The organism is Acetobacter musti, from assembly GCF_011516835.1.
GTDB classification, from domain to species: Bacteria; Pseudomonadota; Alphaproteobacteria; order Acetobacterales; family Acetobacteraceae; genus Acetobacter; species Acetobacter musti.
The window spans coordinates 35,907-53,858 of the sequence record NZ_WOTB01000019.1; the positions used below are offsets into that span (position 1 = coordinate 35,907).

Genomic DNA, 17,952 nt, shown 5'->3' on the forward strand with positions numbered 1-17,952 from the left:
GGAGGATTGAGGCCTCAGGCCGCAATCCGGCGGGGCACCATATTCATCCGGACCCGGATTGACCAGAAGGCGTGCGTCCGCGCGTATTCTGTTTTCATGGGGCTCTGCCCCACACCCCGGCAAAGGCCGCGGACCTTTGCAAACCATTCTGTTAAACAAACCGGGATCAGAGGGACCGCGTCCCTTTGCGGGTTTCAGGACGGCGCCCTGAGGAAAGCGAAAACGCCGCGTTCTTGCCTGAGCTTGCCCTGATGGAGTAGCGGTGTGCCGGCAGAAGGGGACTATATCCCCTTTTATTCAGAAGACGTCTTCGGGCCGGACCTTAATGATGAGGCGACCTCGGGACAGGTTTCGCAGGAGAGATGTCCGATGACCACACCCATCATCGTCGGCAACTGGAAAATGAACGGGCTGAGCGCCGACTCCGCCGATCGCGTGAAGGCTCTGCTGGCGGCGCTTGCCTCCCAGCCAGTAGCCGGCACGGAAATTGTAATCTGTCCGCCCTTTACGCAGCTTGTCCTGCTCGCGCCGCAGCTGAAGGGCTCGCCGGTCGCTCTGGGCGCGCAGAACTGCCACATGGATGAGAAAGGTGCGCATACAGGCGACATCGCACCAGGCATGCTGACCGATCTGGGCGTGACGCATGTGATTCTCGGGCACTCCGAGCGGCGTCGCGATCATGGCGAGGTGGACGAGACGGTGCGCGAGAAGGCTGTTGCCGCCGCGAAGGCCGGTCTGACACCAATCGTATGCATTGGTGAGACGGAAGATCAGCGCCAGAGCGGCGAGGCGCAGGACACGATCGGCTGGCAGATCAAGGGATCGCTGCCGGACGGGTTTACCGGGGTCGTGGCCTATGAACCGGTCTGGGCGATCGGCACGGGGCTGGCGGCGACGCCGGAGGATATTCAGACCACGGTGGCCTTCATCCGGGCGGAGCTGGTGCGTCAGTTCGGCGAGAGTGGCAAAACCCTGCGGATTCTGTATGGTGGCTCCGTCGATGCGGGGAATGCCGCGTCGATCCTTGCCATCCCGGAAGTGGCGGGCGCCCTGGTCGGAGGCGCCAGCCTGAAGCCGGATGCGTTCCTGTCGATCATTCGCGCCGTGCCCGCGCACTGAACTGTGCGCCGGGGTTTGTCTGTTCTTTCAACCGGATAGTCCATGATTACCCTTCTGCTGGTTCTCCATCTTCTTGTCACCGTCGCCCTGATCGGGACCGTGCTGATTCAGCGCAGCGAAGGCGGCGGCCTTGGCATCGGCAGTTCGCAGGGCATGGGCGCGTTCATGTCCGGTCGTGGCACCGCGAATCTGCTGACCCGCTCGACGGCGGTGCTGGCGACAGCGTTCATGCTGCTGTCCCTGACGCTGGCGGTTCTGAACCGTGGCGCAGTGACGGGTGGCGGCCACGACATTCTCGCTAATCCGCCGCCACCGGCCGCTGGTGCGACTGCTCCGGCAACAACGACTCCGGCTGCGCCCGCACCGCAGCACTGAGACTGATTTACGGGGCTCTGCCCCGTTCCCCGCAAAGGGACACAATCCCTCTAATCCCGGTTTGTTTTTGTAAAACGGAGTGAAGAGCTCACCCCTTTCCGGGTGCGGGGAGCGCCCCGCAGAAGACACTCCGATGATAAAATCCGGAGGCTGCTGATTCGGCCCTTCCCTCCCCCTCCCTGTGCAGTGTAGGGAGACCTTCCATGACGCGGTTCGTATTCATCACCGGTGGCGTGGTATCTTCACTCGGCAAGGGGATCGCTTCAGCGGCTCTTGCCGCCCTCCTTCAATCTCGCGGATACAAGGTTAGGCTGCGTAAGCTGGACCCGTATCTGAACGTCGATCCGGGCACGATGAGCCCGTATCAGCATGGTGAGGTTTTCGTCACCGATGACGGTGCGGAGACTGATCTCGATCTCGGTCATTATGAACGGTTCACCGGCGTCAACGCGACGCGGGCGGACAATACGACGACGGGCCGGATCTATTCCGACGTGATCGCCCGGGAGCGCCGGGGCGATTATCTGGGCGGAACCGTGCAGGTCATTCCGCACATCACGGACGCCATCAAGGAACGGGTTGTCGCCGACACCGAAGGCCTGGATTTCGTCCTGGTGGAGATCGGCGGCACGGTTGGCGACATCGAGAGTCTGCCGTTCCTCGAATCCATCCGTCAGCTGCGGAACGATCTGGGGGTTGAGAACACAATCGTCGTGCATCTCACGCTGCTGCCCTGGATTCCCTCCGCAGGCGAACTGAAGACGAAGCCGACGCAGCACTCCGTAAAGGAACTGCAGAATGTCGGGTTGCAGCCGCAGATTCTGCTGTGCCGCTGTGACCGGCCGATCCCAGACAACGAGCGCCGCAAGATCGCGAATTTCTGCAACGTCCGGCCGGAAGCGGTCATCGCGGCGCGGGATGTGGATACGATTTACGAATGTCCGCTTTCCTATCATGCGGAAGGACTGGACACCGAGGTTCTGCGGTATTTCCACCTGCCGTTCGACAAGGAGCCGGACCTGTCGGCATGGCGGTCGATCGTCGATACGATTCACGAGCCTGAGGGCGAGGTCCGGGTTGGTGTGGTCGGCAAATATACGGCGATGCTGGACAGCTACAAATCGCTCAGCGAAGCGCTTCTGCATGGCGGCATCGCCAACAAGGTGCGGGTGAAGCTGGAGTGGTTCGAATCCGAGGAATTCGAGAAATCTCCTGAAACGCTGAAGAAACTGGCCGATATGGACGCCATTCTGGTGCCGGGCGGGTTCGGCGAACGCGGCTCAGGCGGCAAGATCGAGGCCGTGCGGTTCGCCCGCGAGAACAACATTCCGTTCCTCGGTATCTGCTTCGGCATGCAGATGGCGGTCATCGAGTGCGCCCGCAATCTGGCCGGACTGCCAAAAGCCTCCTCGACGGAATTCGGTCCGACCAGCGAACCGCTGGTGGGTCTGATGACAGAGTGGGCGCGCGGCAGCGAGATGCTGCGGCGCCGCGAAGGTGGCGAACTGGGCGGCACGATGCGGCTGGGCGGCTATCCGGCGAAGCTGGCGGAAGGTTCTCGCGCGGCGGAGATTTACGGCACGACGACGATCCGGGAGCGGCATCGTCACCGCTACGAGGTCAATGTGCATTACCGCGACAGGATCGAGACGGCAGGCCTGAAATTCTCAGGCATGTCGCCGGACGGAATCCTTCCTGAAGTCGTCGAATATCCGGATCATCCATGGTTCATGGCGGTGCAGTATCATCCGGAACTGATCTCGCGTCCGTTCGCGCCGCATCCGCTGTTCTCCGGCTTTATCGGCGCAGCGAACGAGAAGGCGAAAGCCGGAAAGAAGGCGTCGGCATGAGCAGAGTTGTCCCCGTCGGAGAGCTTGCGATCGGCAACGATCTGCCGCTCGTTCTGATTGCCGGACCGTGTCAGATTGAATCGGCGTCGCACGCAATAGACATCGCGGCGGCGCTGGTGGAGATCTGCGGTGAGGCCGGGATCGGGCTGATCTATAAAAGCTCGTACGACAAGGCGAACCGGAGCAGCATCGGCTCGGCACGTGGCGTCGGGATGAGCAAGGGTCTGCAGATTCTCGTCGATATCCGCGAGCGGTTTCAGATTCCGGTCCTAACGGATGTGCACGCGCCGGAGCAGTGCGCGCCGGTGGCGGAAGCGGTAGACGTGCTGCAGATTCCGGCTTTCCTGTGTCGTCAGACGGATCTTCTGCTGGCAGCCGGCGAAACGGGTGCTGCGATCAATGTGAAAAAAGGGCAGTTTCTGGCGCCGTGGGACATGACCCATGTGGCAGCGAAGATTGCCTCGACCGGCAATGACCGGATCATGCTGTGCGAGCGCGGCACGAGCTTTGGCTACAACACGCTGGTCAACGACATGCGCGCGTTGCCGATCATGGCGCAGACAGGTTACCCGGTGGTCTATGACGCCACCCATTCGGTGCAGCAGCCGGGTGGTCTGGGTACGGCGTCCGGCGGACAGCGGGAATTCGCGCCGGTTCTGGCGCGGGCGGCTGTGGCGATCGGCGTGGCGGCGGTATTTATCGAGACGCACGACGATCCGGACCGGGCACCAAGTGACGGGCCGAACATGCTGCCGCTGCGGGACATGCCGGATGTGATCCGGACGTTGCAGGGGTTTGATGCGCTGGCGAAAAACGGCGGCTGAGGCCCGGGGAATCCGGGCGCTGCCCGGACCCGGCAAAGGCCTAAGACCTTTGCAAACCATTTTGTTAAGAGGCTGTTTCAAAAGCCTCTCCATGAGACCTCCCTTAAATTATAAAGAAGTTTTTGGTGAAGCTTTTTTCAAAAAGCTTCAGAAGACGCCACCTTTTTGAAAAAAGGCGGCACCCAAAAAACTTTTATTGGTTTTTATCAGGACTTATCATGAAGTGCCTCTGATCCCGGCTGAAGCGAACAGTGACTGGGACTCAAAAACCATAACATCATCAACGTATTATGAGAATTTTATGCATTTAAAACCCTTGAAACAGGCTCAGAATAAATCAAAGTGCACGTGTTTCCTGCCGGGTTTAAGACCGGGTTCTGAGTTTCTCAAAGACCAAGCTCAGTCAGAGACGGATACTCATCCGGACGGCGTCCGGACGGCCAGTGGAATTTTCGGTCACTTTCGGAAATCAGTGTATCGTTGATACTGGCGATCCGACGGCGCATCAGACCATGCGCGTCGAACTCCCATAATTCGTTGCCATAGGAACGGAACCACTGACCGCTGTCATCGTGCCATTCGTAGATAAAGCGGACGGCGATGCGGTTGTCGTGAAAGCTCCAGAGTTCCTTGATCAGACGGTAATCCTGCTCCCGGCTCCATTTGCGCTCCAGAAAACCGATGATGGCATCGCGCCCCTGAAGAAATTCATCGCGGTTGCGCCAGTGGCTGTCGGATGTGTAGGCGCCGGCGACACGCTGCGGATCGCGCGTGTTCCAGGCGTCTTCCGCGAGGCGGACTTTCCGGGCAGCAGCCTCAGCGGTTGTAAAAGGCGGGAGCGGCGGACGTTCGGTATCCATGGTCGGGAGCCTTTCCGGCTGGCGGGTTTCACTTCGTGCATTGATCATGCGCCCGATACCGGACCGGGTCCATCCGCGCGGCACTTCGTTCCGGGACCGAACTCTTGCCGGATTTTCCGGAGAGGTTAATACTGCCGCCATGACCCTGTATCGCCGCGCCTTCCTCAATCATACGCTTTCCGCTGCCGTCCTGGCTGCCTCGGTGCGCATCCCCGCGGTTTCCGCCGCGCCAGTCCGCCGGAAGGTCATTTTCGACACCGATCCGGGCGTGGATGATACGATGGCGCTGCTCCTGCTTCGCTATACACCGACAATCGATCTGATCGGCATCACGACGGCCTCGGGTAATGGCAAAATCGCGACAACGACGAGAAATGCCCTTTATCTCGCGGACAAGTTTCAGATCAGCGCGCCGGTAGCCATGGGACAGGGGCCGTCTCTGGACGGTGTGACGTCCGGGCCGCCTGTAAATGTTCATGGAAAAAATGCGCTGGGAGATATCCCGATCCCACCAGTCCGCCGGAAAGTGATCGATAAACCGGCCCATGATCTTCTGATCGATCTCATCCGGTCCAACCCGCATGAAGTCACGCTTGTCGCCACCGGACATATGACCAATCTCGCACTGGCGTTGCGAAAAGCCCCGGAGATTGCGTCGCTGGTGAAGGAAGTCGTGCTGATGGGCGGGGCGTTCGGGTATAACGGCGCGCGCGGCAATATCACCCCGGCGGCGGAAGCGAATTTTCACGGCGATCCGCGGGCAGCGGATGAGGTGTGCGGCGCATCATGGCCACTGACGATTGTCGGCCTCGACGTAACCACTCAGACGATCATGACGGATGCCTATTTCGCTGACCTGCGGGATCACGGTGGCGCGGCAGGCCGGTTCCTGTGGGACGTGACACGGGTCTATATGGATTTTCATAAAAGCCTCGGTGTATCCGGAATCTATGTCCACGATGCGTCGGCTGCGGCTTTTGTAATTGATCCGTCTCTGTTCCACACAATATCCGGCGCTGTCCGGGTCGCTCAGGGCGGCGTGGCGGATGGCGAGTCCATCGTGAAACCGGATGGGCGGAAGTTCCCCCCGGGCGCATGGGATCATCGCCCCTCCCCTTCTGTGTGCGTCGATGTGAACGCGGACGGCGTTCGGGAACTTTTTCGACGGACCGTTCTTGCGGCGGGGTAATGTTGTCAGACCCTGTCTGAAGCTGATGGGATCACAGGCGTCCGCGCCCTGAACCAGCCCGCAAGAAGCTAAGCCTTTGCCATACAGCCAAAGGTCGGGATATTTTACTTCTCCGCATTTCTCGCGACGACGGCATTGGCTTCCCTGACAGCCCGCCCTTCATCGCCGGTGCGTTCGAGGCATTCATTCGCCACTTTGACCCAAAGCTCCTTCAGTTCCTCCGTATCGGCTTTGTGCGTGTGCTTTTCCGCGTCTTCCGAGGTCCAGGGCATGAGAAAACCTCCTTAAAAGGATCACTGATGCCGGATTCTGAGCCGGAAAGACTGTTCTGGCGAGGAAAAATTACATGCACTGGTGGAAAAAAGGCGTTTGCACACTTTGCAGATGCACGTGCGGTGGCTTTTCGGGGCTTTGCCCCAAACCCCACAAAGGGATACGGTCCCTTTGATCCCGATTTGTTAAAATAACAGGAAGGAAGGGCAAAAGCCTGTGTTTGTTCGGATTTCCCGACCACTCATGTCTGACCTTCCGGAATTGTTCTGCAGGAGTTGTCTTATAAACTATGTGATAAATCCATGAACGGGAGAGATGACATGAGCAGCACGGCACCGATTGCGATCGTAACGGGTGGAGATCGCGGACTTGGCCTCAGCATGGTCCGGCATCTGGCGCAGCATGGCGTGGATATCATCCTGACATATCGCAGCAATCTCGAAGGCGCGCAGGCAACTGAGAAGGAACTTACGAGCCTGGGATGCCGCGCGAAAGCATTGCATCTTGATGTCGCGGAGACCGGCAGTTTTAGCGATTTTGCCTCAGCCGTGGCAGAGACTCTGAAGATCTGGGGCGCTCCGTCGTTTCATTTCCTTGTCAACAATGCAGGAATCGGAATTCATGCGTCGCTGATGGAGACGACGGAAGCGCAGTTCGACTCCCTGGTGAACATTCACCTGAAAGGCGTATTTTTTCTGACGCAGAAACTGCTGCCGCTCATGGCGGATGGCGGCCGGATTCTGAACATCTCCTCCGGTCTGACCCGGTTCGCGCTGCCGGGTTATGCGGCTTACGCGGCCGTCAAAGGCGCGATCGAGGTGCTGACCCGGTATCAGGCGGTGGAACTGGCCGAACGGAAGATCACGGTAAACACGCTGGCCCCGGGAGCGATCGAGACGGATTTCGGCGGCGGCGCTGTGCGCGACAACAAGGACATCAACGGCTACATCGCCTCCGTGACCGCGCTGGGACGCGCAGGCCTGCCCGACGATATCGATCGCGTCGTCGCGGCGCTGCTGGGACCGGATACGGGCTGGGTGAACGCACAGCGGATCGAAGCCTCGGGCGGCATGAAACTGTAACACAGCAGACCGGACCGGTATCCGGACGCTGCAAGCCATTTTATTAAAGGGACAGCTCCGGAAGCCACAAACGCATAAAAATTCTCATAGCAAACTGATGATGTTATGATTTTCTGAGGCCCGGCCCCCTGTCCGTTTCAGACGGAATCAGAGAACACCCGGGCACGAATCCATGATAAAAAATAAAAGTTTCCGAGATCTGCCTTTTTTCAAAAAGGCGGCGTCTTATGAAGCTTTTTAAAAAAATCTTCAGCAAAAACTTCTTTATAATTCAGAAGGAGTTTCAAGAGAAAGCCCATCCCGCCGAGGCTCAGGTCAGACCCGTTAAAACAGATCCGGACTCCATGAGCGTCAGACAGATTATGCTACGAACACAACAGATCTGAAAACTATACGGCAACATCTCCCAATTCTTTGGCCACTTGTCCTGCAACATCTGGTTACTGCCCGGATATCGGCTCAGAGAATTCACACAGCGGATATAACGCATCAGCCGAAACCCGCTCCAGGCGCACGGCGATAACGCCGCCACCTGTTTCGGAAAAATCTGCAACGATTTCGTAAAAGCATCATTTGAAAGCATCTTTTCGAACTACATCGTTTCCGGAACCCTCAGACGAACGTGGTTTCTGCCCGCAATGAAATAGCAGGCCGGACGCTTTATATCTGTGCCGGGCAGAAGAAAACCGTTCCGTAAACACCGGAGACATCCCGGAATAAGAATAACCTGCAGTAAGAATGAGGCACGGATCAGTTCCGTGCGCGCAGCCAGTCCGCCAGAACGACAGCTTCATTGTGTTGCGTATCCCGCGCACCATAGAGAAGCGTTACCCTCCCCTGTCCGGCGATTTTCATAATCTCCGCAACAGCGGCCGGATTGTCATCAAGCTCCGCTTCGTAACGCCGGCGAAATTCGGACCATTTTTCCGGATCGTGAGCGAACCATTTACGCAGTTCCGTGGACGGCGCGATATCCCTGAGCCAGAGTGTCAGATGAGCCCGCTCTCTGCTGACCCCGCGAGGCCAGAGACGATCGACAAGGATACGCGCACCATCATCGGGTCCGGGCGGATCATAGACGCGCCTGACCTGAATGCTGAAAGCCTGCGTCATGCCACCAGCGCGGCATCATCGGCGGAGCCGAAGAATTCGTAACGGATCTGTGCCTCCGGCAGACCGGCGGAACGCAGCGTCATCACCATGTCACGCATGAAACTGTCAGGACCACAGACGTAATATGTAGCATTTTTATCGATCTGGCTTTTCAGCCATTCCGGCGTAATCCGTCCGGCATGACGGGTCATGCCCCTGGTCGACCCGTCTTCAGACGGCGTCTGCCGGCTGTAGAAGATATCGCTCCGGATCTTTCCCGCTTCTGACAAAGTGCGGATATAATCACCAAAAGCCTCGGTCTGCGCAGTCCGGGTCCCATGGATATAGCGGACGGAAGACGCTGTCTTTCCTCCAGTCAGAGCACCCAGCATGGACAGCACCGGTGTGAGCCCAACGCCCGCAGTCAGGAGCACCACCGACGCGGGAGCCGGCGCGGCAAGAATGAAATCGCCTGACGGCGCGGAAACCTGCAGCATTGTGCCGGGCTGCACGCTGTCATGCAGCCAGTCCGAGACCAACCCGCCAGGGATGCGCCGCACGCTGATCCGGTAAGCCTCGTCTCCAGGCTGCGAGGAAACGCTGTAATTACGACGCTGACTGCCGTGACCGGGAATATCCAGCCGGAAACTCAGATACTGACCGGGCTGGTGCCGCATGACAGACCCGCCATCCGTCGGTGCAAGCGCGAAAGAGGTGACGGTTTCACACTCCCGCACACGGTCGCGCACGGTAAAAGAGCGCCATCCCGTCCAGCCGCCGGGAGCGCCAGCATGGATTTCGTAAATCTGTTTCTCGCGTCCGATCAGAATGTCGGCGAGGAACCAGTATGCCTTTCCCCAGGCATCCATGATCTCAGGGGTCGCGGCATCCCCCAGGACATGAGCAATAGCCCCGAGCAGCGCGTCGGCGACATACGGGTAATGTTCGGGCAGGATATTGAGCCCGACATGTTTTTCGGCAATCCGCTCGACCATTCCCTCCAGATTACCGAGGCTGTCGATATTGCGGGCATAGGCCAGAACGGCCAGCGCCAGAGCCTTTGGCTGTTCCCCGTCTTCCTGATGCGAGATGTTGAACAGATCGCGTATTTCAGGCTTTTCCAGAAGACGCCTGTACATTTCTGTTGTGATGTCGAGCCCGCGGGCTTCCAGCGCCGGCACACAGGCGGAGATAACAAAGCGGGTTTTGTCGTCCAGGGGAGCGGCCATGACTGGCTCCTGAAATGTATAATACGGTCACCTTTTAGCGTTCGGAAAAAGATGTCAATTATATCAGCAATGTGCATCGCTCATGCCACAGCCCCGGACCGCGCTGCCCTTCACCCTGTTATTTTAACAAACCGGGATCAAAGAGACCGCGTCCCTTTGTGGGGCTCGGGGCAAAGCCCCGAAAAACCGCTTACACAAAAATCTTTTCCTCCTGACTCAGAACAAATGACCTGAAATTTCTGATTCCAGCAGCTTTCTCCAGCATTCTTGCCGGAATTTATTACGCATTGATCAGCGCTGCCATTTCAGGAACCATAAAAGACCGGTTTTCTCATCTGGCCGGCAGATCGAAAAACCGCATCGTCTGTCAGGCCGCATCACCCACAGGACGCTGACAACTCTCCGCCATCAGGATTCTTCAATGAAACAACACAAATAAATCGCGGACCAATGAGCCTGTAAGAGACCGGGATCACTGGCGGAAGAACTTTAAAACGGTACATCTTACCGCCGGCGTCCCGCAGAGTACCAGAACGCCGCAGTAAAGAACCCGACATAGTAACCAATATCGGCCCCGCCGAGCCAGCGGGCGACCGGGCCAGTGTAGAGAGAACTGGTAGAGAAGAGGACAACAGTGAAAACGGAGGTCACCACGAAGATGGTGGCGCCACGCGTCCATCCCTGTGGCGGGATAAGAGCCTGACCATAAGGACCGGACCGGGCAGCGGAGTGCCCTCCGGTGAGATACCAGTCGGCAAGAACGATCCCACACCACGGAGCAATCCAGTACATCGTGACGAGCAGATAGTCCGTATAAAGACTGGCGTACCGACCGGCACCCGCGACGGCGAGAACATAACCGAGGGACGCAGTAATGATAGCAGCGGTCACACGGGGAATATGGATTCCGGCCGAGATCAGACTGTAGCTGGCAGTGTTGTCGTTGAAAGAATTGCCGGTAATCGAGGACAGGGCGATAGCCGCGAGAGCCAGAGGACCGAGCGGACCCATGGCATGTTGCAGACTGGCGATAACGGCCGTCGGTGATGGTTCGGCGATGCTGGTGGCGGTCAGCAGGCCGAGAATCTGAAAAGGAACAGCGGAAGACAGAAGACCGGCAAGAGCCAGAGAGACGACCTTTTTCGGAGATGTGTCTGCCGGCAGATAACGGGTGTAGTCCGAGGAGTATGTCGCCCAGGAAAGATTGAAGCTGACGAGAATTCCGACGGCAAGCAGAAAGGTGGCGAGGCTGACGGGATGGACAGCCTGAACGATGACCCCGCCATTCGCGGCGAAAGTCAGACCGATAATGGCAAAGACGATAAGCAGCAGGGCGCCGAGATATTTCTGCAGAGCCTGAACGACATGATGCCCGTAGATGGAGGCGACCATCTGGGTTCCGGCGAGAATCCCCAGGGCAAGCCAGAATGGCAGCGGGGCACCGCCGAGAGTGAGCAGGGCCACAAGGGCGGCGGCGGCGGGGACGTTGTTCACCGCGTCCCATCCGACGCAGTAAAGCCAGTTGAGAAAGGAAGGCGGACGAACGCCAATGCGCCCCAGCGCCATCCGTGAGGCTTCCATCTGGGTGAGACCGGTAGCGGGGCCGACAGCAGCGGCAAGGGCGACGGGGAGGGCGCCGATGATATTGCCGAGCAGGATGGCAAGGATGCCGGCTTTCAGATCGAGACCAAGACTGACAAGGAGGGCTCCGGTGACCCATCCGCCCGGCCCGAGATTCGGGGAAAAGTGACTCCAGAAAACGCGGTCGATGCGCATGGTCTTGCGTGACGCGGGAACCGGCTCACAGACGGAGGCGGCGGAGAGGTCTTCCATGAGACTGTAGGCGTCATGCTGCAAGGGCCGGGGATCCGTACAGGGGAAATGGTTTCCCGAACCTAATGACCGGCGGGGCTTTTGCAAATGCAGCAGAATCCGGGCGCTGCCCGGACCCGTCAAAGACCATGAACCTTTGCAGACCATTTTATTGAATAAATCGCGGCGCGAAGGATGCTTCGCATGACGCTCCCTGCCAGGTTTCAGGTCAGAGACCCGACCACCTTTCGGGAACTATCTTTACTGCTGAAGCATTTTCCAGGTCTGCCCCGCCATCCCCGGCGGCAGCGTGGCCTCGAACACGCCCCGGGCGACGGCACGGGAGAGAACATCGGCGGCAAGAGCGCCGATACGGGCCACGGCAAGCGGGCGCATACTGCCGGGAAGCGGTTTGCGGGCGGTGGAGAGGGCAAAGATCACGTCGCCATCGAACGGCGAGTGAACCGGACGGATGGCGCGGGCAAGACCATCCTGAGCCATCATGGCAACACGTCTCAGTTCGTCGGCATCGAGATCAGCGTCCACAGCGATGCAGGCAATGGTGGTGTTGGCGCGGGCAGCGGGATTGAGTTTGGCCAGTCCCCAGTATTCTTCATCCACATGTTTCGCGGAGGCGCCAAGACCACCGAATTCGTTGCCGGTTTCCAGCGCACCGGCCCAGAAATTGCGGGTGCCGGGCACGATGACGGACCCGAGGCTGTTGACGGCCACAAGAGCGCCGACGGTAATACCATCGCCCGTGACGAAAGACGCTGAGCCGAGACCGCCTTTGAGCGAACCGGCCCCGGCGCCATAGCCCGCGCCCCAGGTGCCGAGGTCAAATTTCCGCGTGGTGTGCCCGACGGCCTCCAGCGCGAGAGAGCGATAAGGCGGGCTGAGCCCCCAGCCCTTGCTCCCGCCATTGGCAAGGTCGAACAGAATGGCCGTGGGCACAATGGGAGATGGCGGCACGCCGGCCTGTTTCGTCATGGTAAAGCCACGCCCCCGCGCGCCAAGCCAGGCAGCGACGCCGTCGGCGGCAGCGAGACCGTAAACCGAGCCACCGGACAGGACGATGGCATCGACACTGCGGACGAGATTGCCGGCAGTCAGCGTGTCCGTCTCGCGGGTACCGGGACCACCGCCACGCACATCCACGGCCGCCGCGCAGCGCTGATCAGGAAGAATAACGGTGACACCGGTTCTGACACTGGCATCGTGAGCCTCACCGACGGCCAGACCCGCGACATCGGTGATCAGATTCAGCGGACCGACATGGCCGGGACCCGGATGAGCAAGATCGGCGGCATGGCCTCGCCGCGTGGCAAGGAACGGCAGGGCAGTGGCAGTCGTGAGAAAGGAGCGTCTGTTCATGTATGGATATTCTGTTTTCCAGAAATGCTCCGGCGAAGCAAAAGGAAATTTTCGTCAGAACGCTATACGGTTTATGATGGATGTCATATCGCTCTTCTTTCCGATATTTGTCTGTTTTGCAAATACAGACCCGGCGAGGATACTCCTTTCAGAGCACTCTCCCGAACCCCGCAAAGGGACGCAGTCCCTATGATCACGATCTGTCAGAGACTGTTTCAAAAGCCTGCCCGTGAAACCTCCTCAGATTGTAAAAAGTTTTTGGTGAAGCTTTTTTCAAAAAGCTTCAGAAGACACCGCCCTTTTGAAACAAAGGGAGTGTGCCTCTTTGCAGGGTTCAGAGCAGAGCCCCGAAAAGCAACCTCGCCTGTCTCTGCAAAGTATACAAACACCCAACAAAAAGGAGTGAAGGGATCGTTATACGCAGCACGCCCCCGCATACCTCCTGTTCACGGACACTGGACAGAATCCTGCCCCGCATAACGGAGCAGATCAGCTCTCAAAAACCAGCCCGACGACGGACTGAACGAAGATGCTGCCGGGCTGACCCGGCATCTTCCTCACGCATCTGCCGATGTGTCCGTGCAGCGATATCAGCGGAAACCGGAATCAGCGGACGACCGGTTGCCATCGCAATACACTGAACCTGAGCGGCGCGCTCCAGATAATAAAGATCATCCCACGCTTCCGCGATGGTGGGAGCCGTGACCATCACTCCATGATTGCGCATGAACAGAATGTCCGCATCCCCCAGCGCACCGGCAATACGATCGCCCTCGGAAGCATCCAGCGCCAGACCATTGAAGTTCGTATCGACAGCAATGCGCCCATAGAATTTCAGAGCTGTCTGCCCGGCAAAAACGAGTGGATCACCCTCTGTCATGGACAGCGCCGTCGCATACGGCATGTGCGTATGGAACGCGGCTCTGGCACGGGGACAATGTTTGTGAAGCCGCGCATGGATATAGAACGCCGTTGCTTCCGGCACACCCTCTCCCGCGAGAACCGCACCATCGTAATCGCAGATCAGAAGACTTTCAGGTGTGATTTCACTGAAAGCATATCCATAGGGATTGACCAGAAACAGATCGTCATGGCCCGGCACAACAGCGGAGAAATGGTTGCAGATCCCCTCTTCCAGCCCGAGAACCGCGGCCATCCTGAAACAGGAGGCAAGGTCTCTGAGAGCCTCCTGGATTTCAGGAGTGTCCTGAAGCCGTCTGTTATGATCGCCGGGCAATACCTGCGCGGCGTGAACATTGTCCGGATGATGTGCCATGCTCTCCGTTCTCACATAATGCACCGGGTAAGCACCGGCCGGATATCCACGCCGTTAATCAGCACACTTTGTTACCTGATCGCAATGTCAGATGCGGATCGGCAATGACGCCAGCCGACGCGGCTCCGACCCTGTACCCGGTAAAGACAATGGCTGCATTCACCAGAAGGCCGATAAAGCCCGCATTCACCCCGCCGGTCGGAACGGAGAAAAACGCGAGAGCCAGGGAGACCGTTTCACCCGCCAGAAAACCCGCTGTGACAAATGCGGCAGCAACCGGAACGCTGCGGACCATACAGAGAATGGCCGGAAAGAGCTGAATGACGCCGAGATAGAACATCGTTGTCAGAACCGGCATGAGCGCGGAAAACCGCATCGCGGCAAAAACCGAGAAAATCAGACAGAACGTGATGACGAGCCTGGCGCAGTCCTTCTGGCGGGCATCGGAGAGGCCCTGCACAAGATTGCGCGACACCAGCGAGCCGATGGAAAGGCAGATCCCGGCAAGGATAACCAGCCCCGACAACACACAGGCCGCAGCTACAAGACCAAGCCCCCATGAGGGCAGAAGAGCCGCTGCCACGGAGATGAAAACCGAATTTTTTGCATCCATCGGCAGACCGGTGGCTCCGGCATAGAGGGAACTGAGCAGGAGCAGCGGAAACATCAGCATGTAAAGCGGCATGACAATCTGATTACGCCGCACGATGCGGGCGGATTTTGCCGTGAAGATAAAGGCGATTGTCTGCGGAGCAACGCAGAAACCAAGCGCCTGCGTGATGATCGTGGTGACAGCGTAGACATTTCCCTGCGCCGTGGACAGCGGCATGGCGCGGCTGGCCGCGGCGAGCGCATGCCAGGAACTGTCGCGCAGAACGGCAACGGCAATCAGGACGATAGCAACAATCACGATCGTGTCCTTGATGGCGGCCACCCAGGCGGGCGCGCGGACACCGGACAGTGCCAGCCAGGAAAAAGTCAGAAGAGCCGCGCCCGCCGTGATCGTCACGGAAGAAACCGGCCAGTGAAACTCACTGATTGCCGTCAGAATCCCCGCCATCTGGAGCTCCCCGAGCGGCAGCATGAAGAGAATGGCGCTGACGGCAACAATAACTTCCAGAAACCGGCTTCTGAAATACGTTCTGAACAGATCGGCGAATGTCAGGGCATTCCAGACTCTTCCCGCCTTCCACAAAAGCGGATTCAGAAAATACCCGACGGGATAAGCCAGAACGATATAGCCCAGAAACCAGTCAATAAACGGAATCCCCTGTTTCATGGCAGCGGCAGGGAAGCCCATGATACTACCGATGCTGTAGGTCTCGCCAACGGTCAGCAGAAAAACAAGAACGCCGCCGAACTGACCGGAGGCGGTAAAAAAATCTCTGCTGTCCTGCCGTCCGTGGTTCCTTCGCGAGAAGAACGCGACAACGAAGGACAGGATAATGACCGCCGCGAAAACTGCTGAAGCCATCCGCTTCTAATCCTCATCCGGATGCTGATGATCTTCAGACATCCAGGCAAGCGCCATGCAGAAGGATGTCAGCGGCAGGCACACGAAAATCCACACCAGTGCGACCGGAAAGCCGCCGACAGTCAGCGCACTGGACGAGAGCCAGGGCATCGGCACAAGCACAGCGAAAAACGGGATGCCGAGACCGGCAATGATCCTGAGGCGCGACAACGTCATGAAGTCACTCCCTTTCACTGTTCATGCTGTCAGTAAATATGGCTCAGCCGGGCGCCACAGAAACGCGGCGGCCCGACGATACCGAAATCTGATCTTGTAAAGAAGTTTCATGACAGAAATTCAGAAGATATTCCCATTCGTTTTCGGGACGGAGAGCATAGATCAGACACAGACGGACGATCTGTCCACGCCCTCCCTGGAAGAACATCTTCTGAAACCTGCTGCCGAAAGCCGGATCGCTGTTAAGGCTTTCCCTCTGAACAGCAGACCAGACCCGAAACCCGCCCAGGACAGCCCTGTCAGCAGGCGTCATCCGTGACCGGCATCGTCCCGGCCGCCCCGATGGGCTGCGTGGTGTAGTAACTCTCCGCAAGACCGACAGGCAGCAGATCCATGAAGCGCGAACCGGCCACGATCCATTTCGGAAAGACGATCCGCCGCTTATTGCGGGCCAGACCCTTCATGATTTTCTCCACGGCATCGCAGGTCTGTGTCAGACCCGGCATCGGGAAATCATTCGTCGCGACCATCGGCGTATTGAGAAAGGCGCACACGACCGAGGAGAGCAGCACGCCTTCACGCTTCAGGTTGCCTCCCGTGGCGATCATGAACCGGTCAACAGCGGCCTTCGTCGCACAGTAAGTCGGAGTTCCGGGAAAGGAAACAACACCGGCAACCGACGAGATGGCGCAGATACGGCCCCGTTTGCCATCGGCGGCGCGGGGCTGGGCGCGAATGAGGTCAATAGCCGGAAGGACAGTGTTGATGACACCGTCGAGATTGGTCGCGATCATGCGCCGGATCTGCGCCTCAGGTTCGGTGGGCGCCGTGTCGCCGTCCGGGCCGGGCCGGGTTCCGCCGGTGATTCCGGCGCAGGCGAAGACAAGATCGAGCTGTCCGGCGCTGGTGACGGCCTCCCGCATAGCGGAAACACTGGCGACATCGAGCGTATGCGTGACAACGCGGGAGCCGAGCGCTTCGGAGCGGGCAGCCGTGTCAGCAAGACCGGTGCCGTTGCAGTCGATAAGATGAAGAGTAACGTCCCTGTTCGCGTGAGTGAGGGCAAGCGCGCGTCCCAGTCCGGAAGCGGCTCCTGTGATGAGAAGAGAATCCTGTTTCATGGTCGCTCTCTTAACCCGACGCTGGTAGAAGGGCGAAACCGTCGGGTCGGCCGGCGGATCGTGTTGACTCTCCGGGCAGGTTACGAGTGCCGGATATCTCAGACGCAGGAGCCATGAACGCCGCAATGACACGCAACGGACAGACGCACCCGCCCACCCCTTCCGTTTCCAGGCGTGGCGTCTGCTATGTCATCTCCGCTCCGTCAGGCGCCGGCAAATCAACCATCGCGAACGCATTGCGGGCAGCGGAACCGCGCCTGAAGCACTCGGTCTCCATCACCACGCGCCAGCCGCGTCCGGGCGAGACGGACGGCGTTCACTATCATTTCCGTACGATGGATCAGTTTCAGCGTATGGCCGAACGGGGTGAACTGCTGGAATGGGCGACAGTGTTCGGACGCGGCTACGGCACACCCCGCGCGCCGGTCGAGGAAGCACTGGCGGCGGGACAGGACATGGTGTTCGACATCGACTGGCAGGGCCACCGGCAGATCCGGGCGGCCCTGCCGGACGACGTGGTGAGCCTGTTTGTGCTGCCCCCTTCCCTGCCTGAGCTGGAGCGGCGCCTGAAAGGGCGGGATTCCGACGCGGCAGACGAGATCGCGCGACGGATGGATGCGGCGCTGGCCGAGATTTCGCACTGGCAGGAATTTGATCATGTGATCGTCAACGCGGATCTGGACCGGGCGATCTTCGAGGCGAGGGCTATCCTGACAGCAGCGCGTCTCCGGACATCGCGTCAGACAGGACTTGCCGGATTCGTCGCCGGCTTCCTGGGCTGACCGT

At 58.9% G+C, this 17,952-nt stretch carries 17 protein-coding genes; 7 read left to right on the forward strand and 10 right to left on the reverse strand.

From position 1 onward, the window contains the following. Window positions 1–369: 369 nt before the first annotated feature. The 4 genes from tpiA to kdsA all read left to right on the forward strand — a co-directional run bounded on the left by tpiA (window position 370) and on the right by kdsA (window position 4,168). Window positions 370–1,119, forward strand: a complete 750-nt coding sequence (gene tpiA / locus GOB93_RS13740) for a triose-phosphate isomerase (RefSeq protein ID WP_173584075.1) — start codon at window positions 370–372, stop codon at window positions 1,117–1,119. Between the two features lie 42 nt (window positions 1,120–1,161). After that, a complete protein-coding gene (secG, locus tag GOB93_RS13745) occupies window positions 1,162–1,494 on the forward strand; it encodes a preprotein translocase subunit SecG (RefSeq protein ID WP_173584076.1) in 333 nt (110 codons plus the stop codon). 203 nt (window positions 1,495–1,697) lie between these two features. Next, window positions 1,698–3,344 carry a CTP synthase gene (locus GOB93_RS13750; protein ID WP_173584077.1) on the forward strand — a complete coding sequence of 549 codons (1,647 nt, stop codon included), beginning with the start codon at window positions 1,698–1,700 and terminating at the stop codon, window positions 3,342–3,344. After that, the gene (kdsA, locus tag GOB93_RS13755; RefSeq protein ID WP_173584078.1) at window positions 3,341–4,168 is read left to right on the forward strand and encodes a 3-deoxy-8-phosphooctulonate synthase; all 828 of its coding nucleotides are present in this window, start codon (window positions 3,341–3,343) and stop codon (window positions 4,166–4,168) included. The genes GOB93_RS13750 and kdsA overlap by 4 nt, the downstream gene beginning before the upstream one ends. 386 nt (window positions 4,169–4,554) lie before the next feature. Here the strand turns inward: kdsA and GOB93_RS13760 are convergent, their stop codons facing one another. Beyond that, entirely contained in the window at window positions 4,555–5,028 is a 474-nt protein-coding gene (locus tag GOB93_RS13760; RefSeq protein ID WP_173584079.1) for a nuclear transport factor 2 family protein, read from the reverse strand. On the opposite strand from GOB93_RS13760, the gene GOB93_RS13765 reads away from it, so the two are divergent. Further along, window positions 5,027–6,217 carry a nucleoside hydrolase gene (locus tag GOB93_RS13765; protein WP_242010780.1) on the forward strand — a complete coding sequence of 397 codons (1,191 nt, stop codon included), beginning with the start codon at window positions 5,027–5,029 and terminating at the stop codon, window positions 6,215–6,217. The genes GOB93_RS13760 and GOB93_RS13765 overlap by 2 nt on opposite strands. A gap of 104 nt (window positions 6,218–6,321) precedes the next feature. On the opposite strand, the gene GOB93_RS13770 is transcribed toward GOB93_RS13765, so the two are convergent. Beyond that, on the reverse strand, window positions 6,322–6,489 hold the full coding sequence (locus tag GOB93_RS13770) for a hypothetical protein (protein WP_173584080.1): 168 nt from the start codon (window positions 6,487–6,489) through the stop codon (window positions 6,322–6,324). Between the two features lie 321 nt (window positions 6,490–6,810). Between GOB93_RS13770 and GOB93_RS13775 the strand changes: the two genes are divergently transcribed. Continuing rightward, entirely contained in the window at window positions 6,811–7,572 is a 762-nt protein-coding gene (locus tag GOB93_RS13775; protein WP_173584081.1) for an SDR family NAD(P)-dependent oxidoreductase, read from the forward strand. Between the two features lie 750 nt (window positions 7,573–8,322). Here the strand turns inward: GOB93_RS13775 and GOB93_RS13780 are convergent. The 8 genes from GOB93_RS13780 to GOB93_RS13815 all read right to left on the reverse strand — a co-directional run bounded on the left by GOB93_RS13780 (window position 8,323) and on the right by GOB93_RS13815 (window position 17,166). Beyond that, complete coding sequence (locus GOB93_RS13780; RefSeq protein WP_173584082.1) at window positions 8,323–8,685, reverse strand: DUF488 domain-containing protein; 363 nt, start codon at window positions 8,683–8,685, stop codon at window positions 8,323–8,325. Continuing rightward, window positions 8,682–9,893: an NO-inducible flavohemoprotein gene (gene hmpA, locus GOB93_RS13785; RefSeq protein WP_173584083.1), complete on the reverse strand. Its 1,212-nt coding sequence runs from the start codon at window positions 9,891–9,893 to the stop codon at window positions 8,682–8,684. Before hmpA ends, GOB93_RS13780 begins: the two co-directional genes overlap by 4 nt. Window positions 9,894–10,397: 504 nt before the next feature. Further along, entirely contained in the window at window positions 10,398–11,726 is a 1,329-nt protein-coding gene (locus GOB93_RS13790; protein ID WP_173584127.1) for a purine-cytosine permease family protein, read from the reverse strand. 240 nt (window positions 11,727–11,966) lie between these two features. Beyond that, the gene (locus tag GOB93_RS13795; protein WP_173584084.1) at window positions 11,967–13,079 is read right to left on the reverse strand and encodes a P1 family peptidase; all 1,113 of its coding nucleotides are present in this window, start codon (window positions 13,077–13,079) and stop codon (window positions 11,967–11,969) included. Between the two features lie 496 nt (window positions 13,080–13,575). Continuing rightward, window positions 13,576–14,355 (reverse strand): aldolase, encoded by a 780-nt coding sequence (locus tag GOB93_RS13800; protein ID WP_173584085.1) that lies wholly within the window; start codon window positions 14,353–14,355, stop codon window positions 13,576–13,578. A gap of 58 nt (window positions 14,356–14,413) precedes the next feature. Then, window positions 14,414–15,829, reverse strand: coding sequence for a sodium:solute symporter family protein (locus tag GOB93_RS13805; RefSeq protein ID WP_173584086.1), 1,416 nt, complete (start codon window positions 15,827–15,829; stop codon window positions 14,414–14,416). A 6-nt stretch (window positions 15,830–15,835) separates the two neighbouring features. After that, window positions 15,836–16,045 (reverse strand): DUF3311 domain-containing protein, encoded by a 210-nt coding sequence (locus GOB93_RS13810; RefSeq protein ID WP_173584087.1) that lies wholly within the window; start codon window positions 16,043–16,045, stop codon window positions 15,836–15,838. Window positions 16,046–16,344: 299 nt separating this feature from the next. Beyond that, the gene (locus tag GOB93_RS13815) at window positions 16,345–17,166 is read right to left on the reverse strand and encodes an SDR family NAD(P)-dependent oxidoreductase (RefSeq protein WP_173584088.1); all 822 of its coding nucleotides are present in this window, start codon (window positions 17,164–17,166) and stop codon (window positions 16,345–16,347) included. A 113-nt stretch (window positions 17,167–17,279) separates the two neighbouring features. Between GOB93_RS13815 and gmk the strand changes: the two genes are divergently transcribed. Continuing rightward, window positions 17,280–17,948, forward strand: a complete 669-nt coding sequence (gene gmk / locus GOB93_RS13820) for a guanylate kinase (RefSeq protein WP_242010781.1) — start codon at window positions 17,280–17,282, stop codon at window positions 17,946–17,948. Window positions 17,949–17,952: the final 4 nt, after the last annotated feature.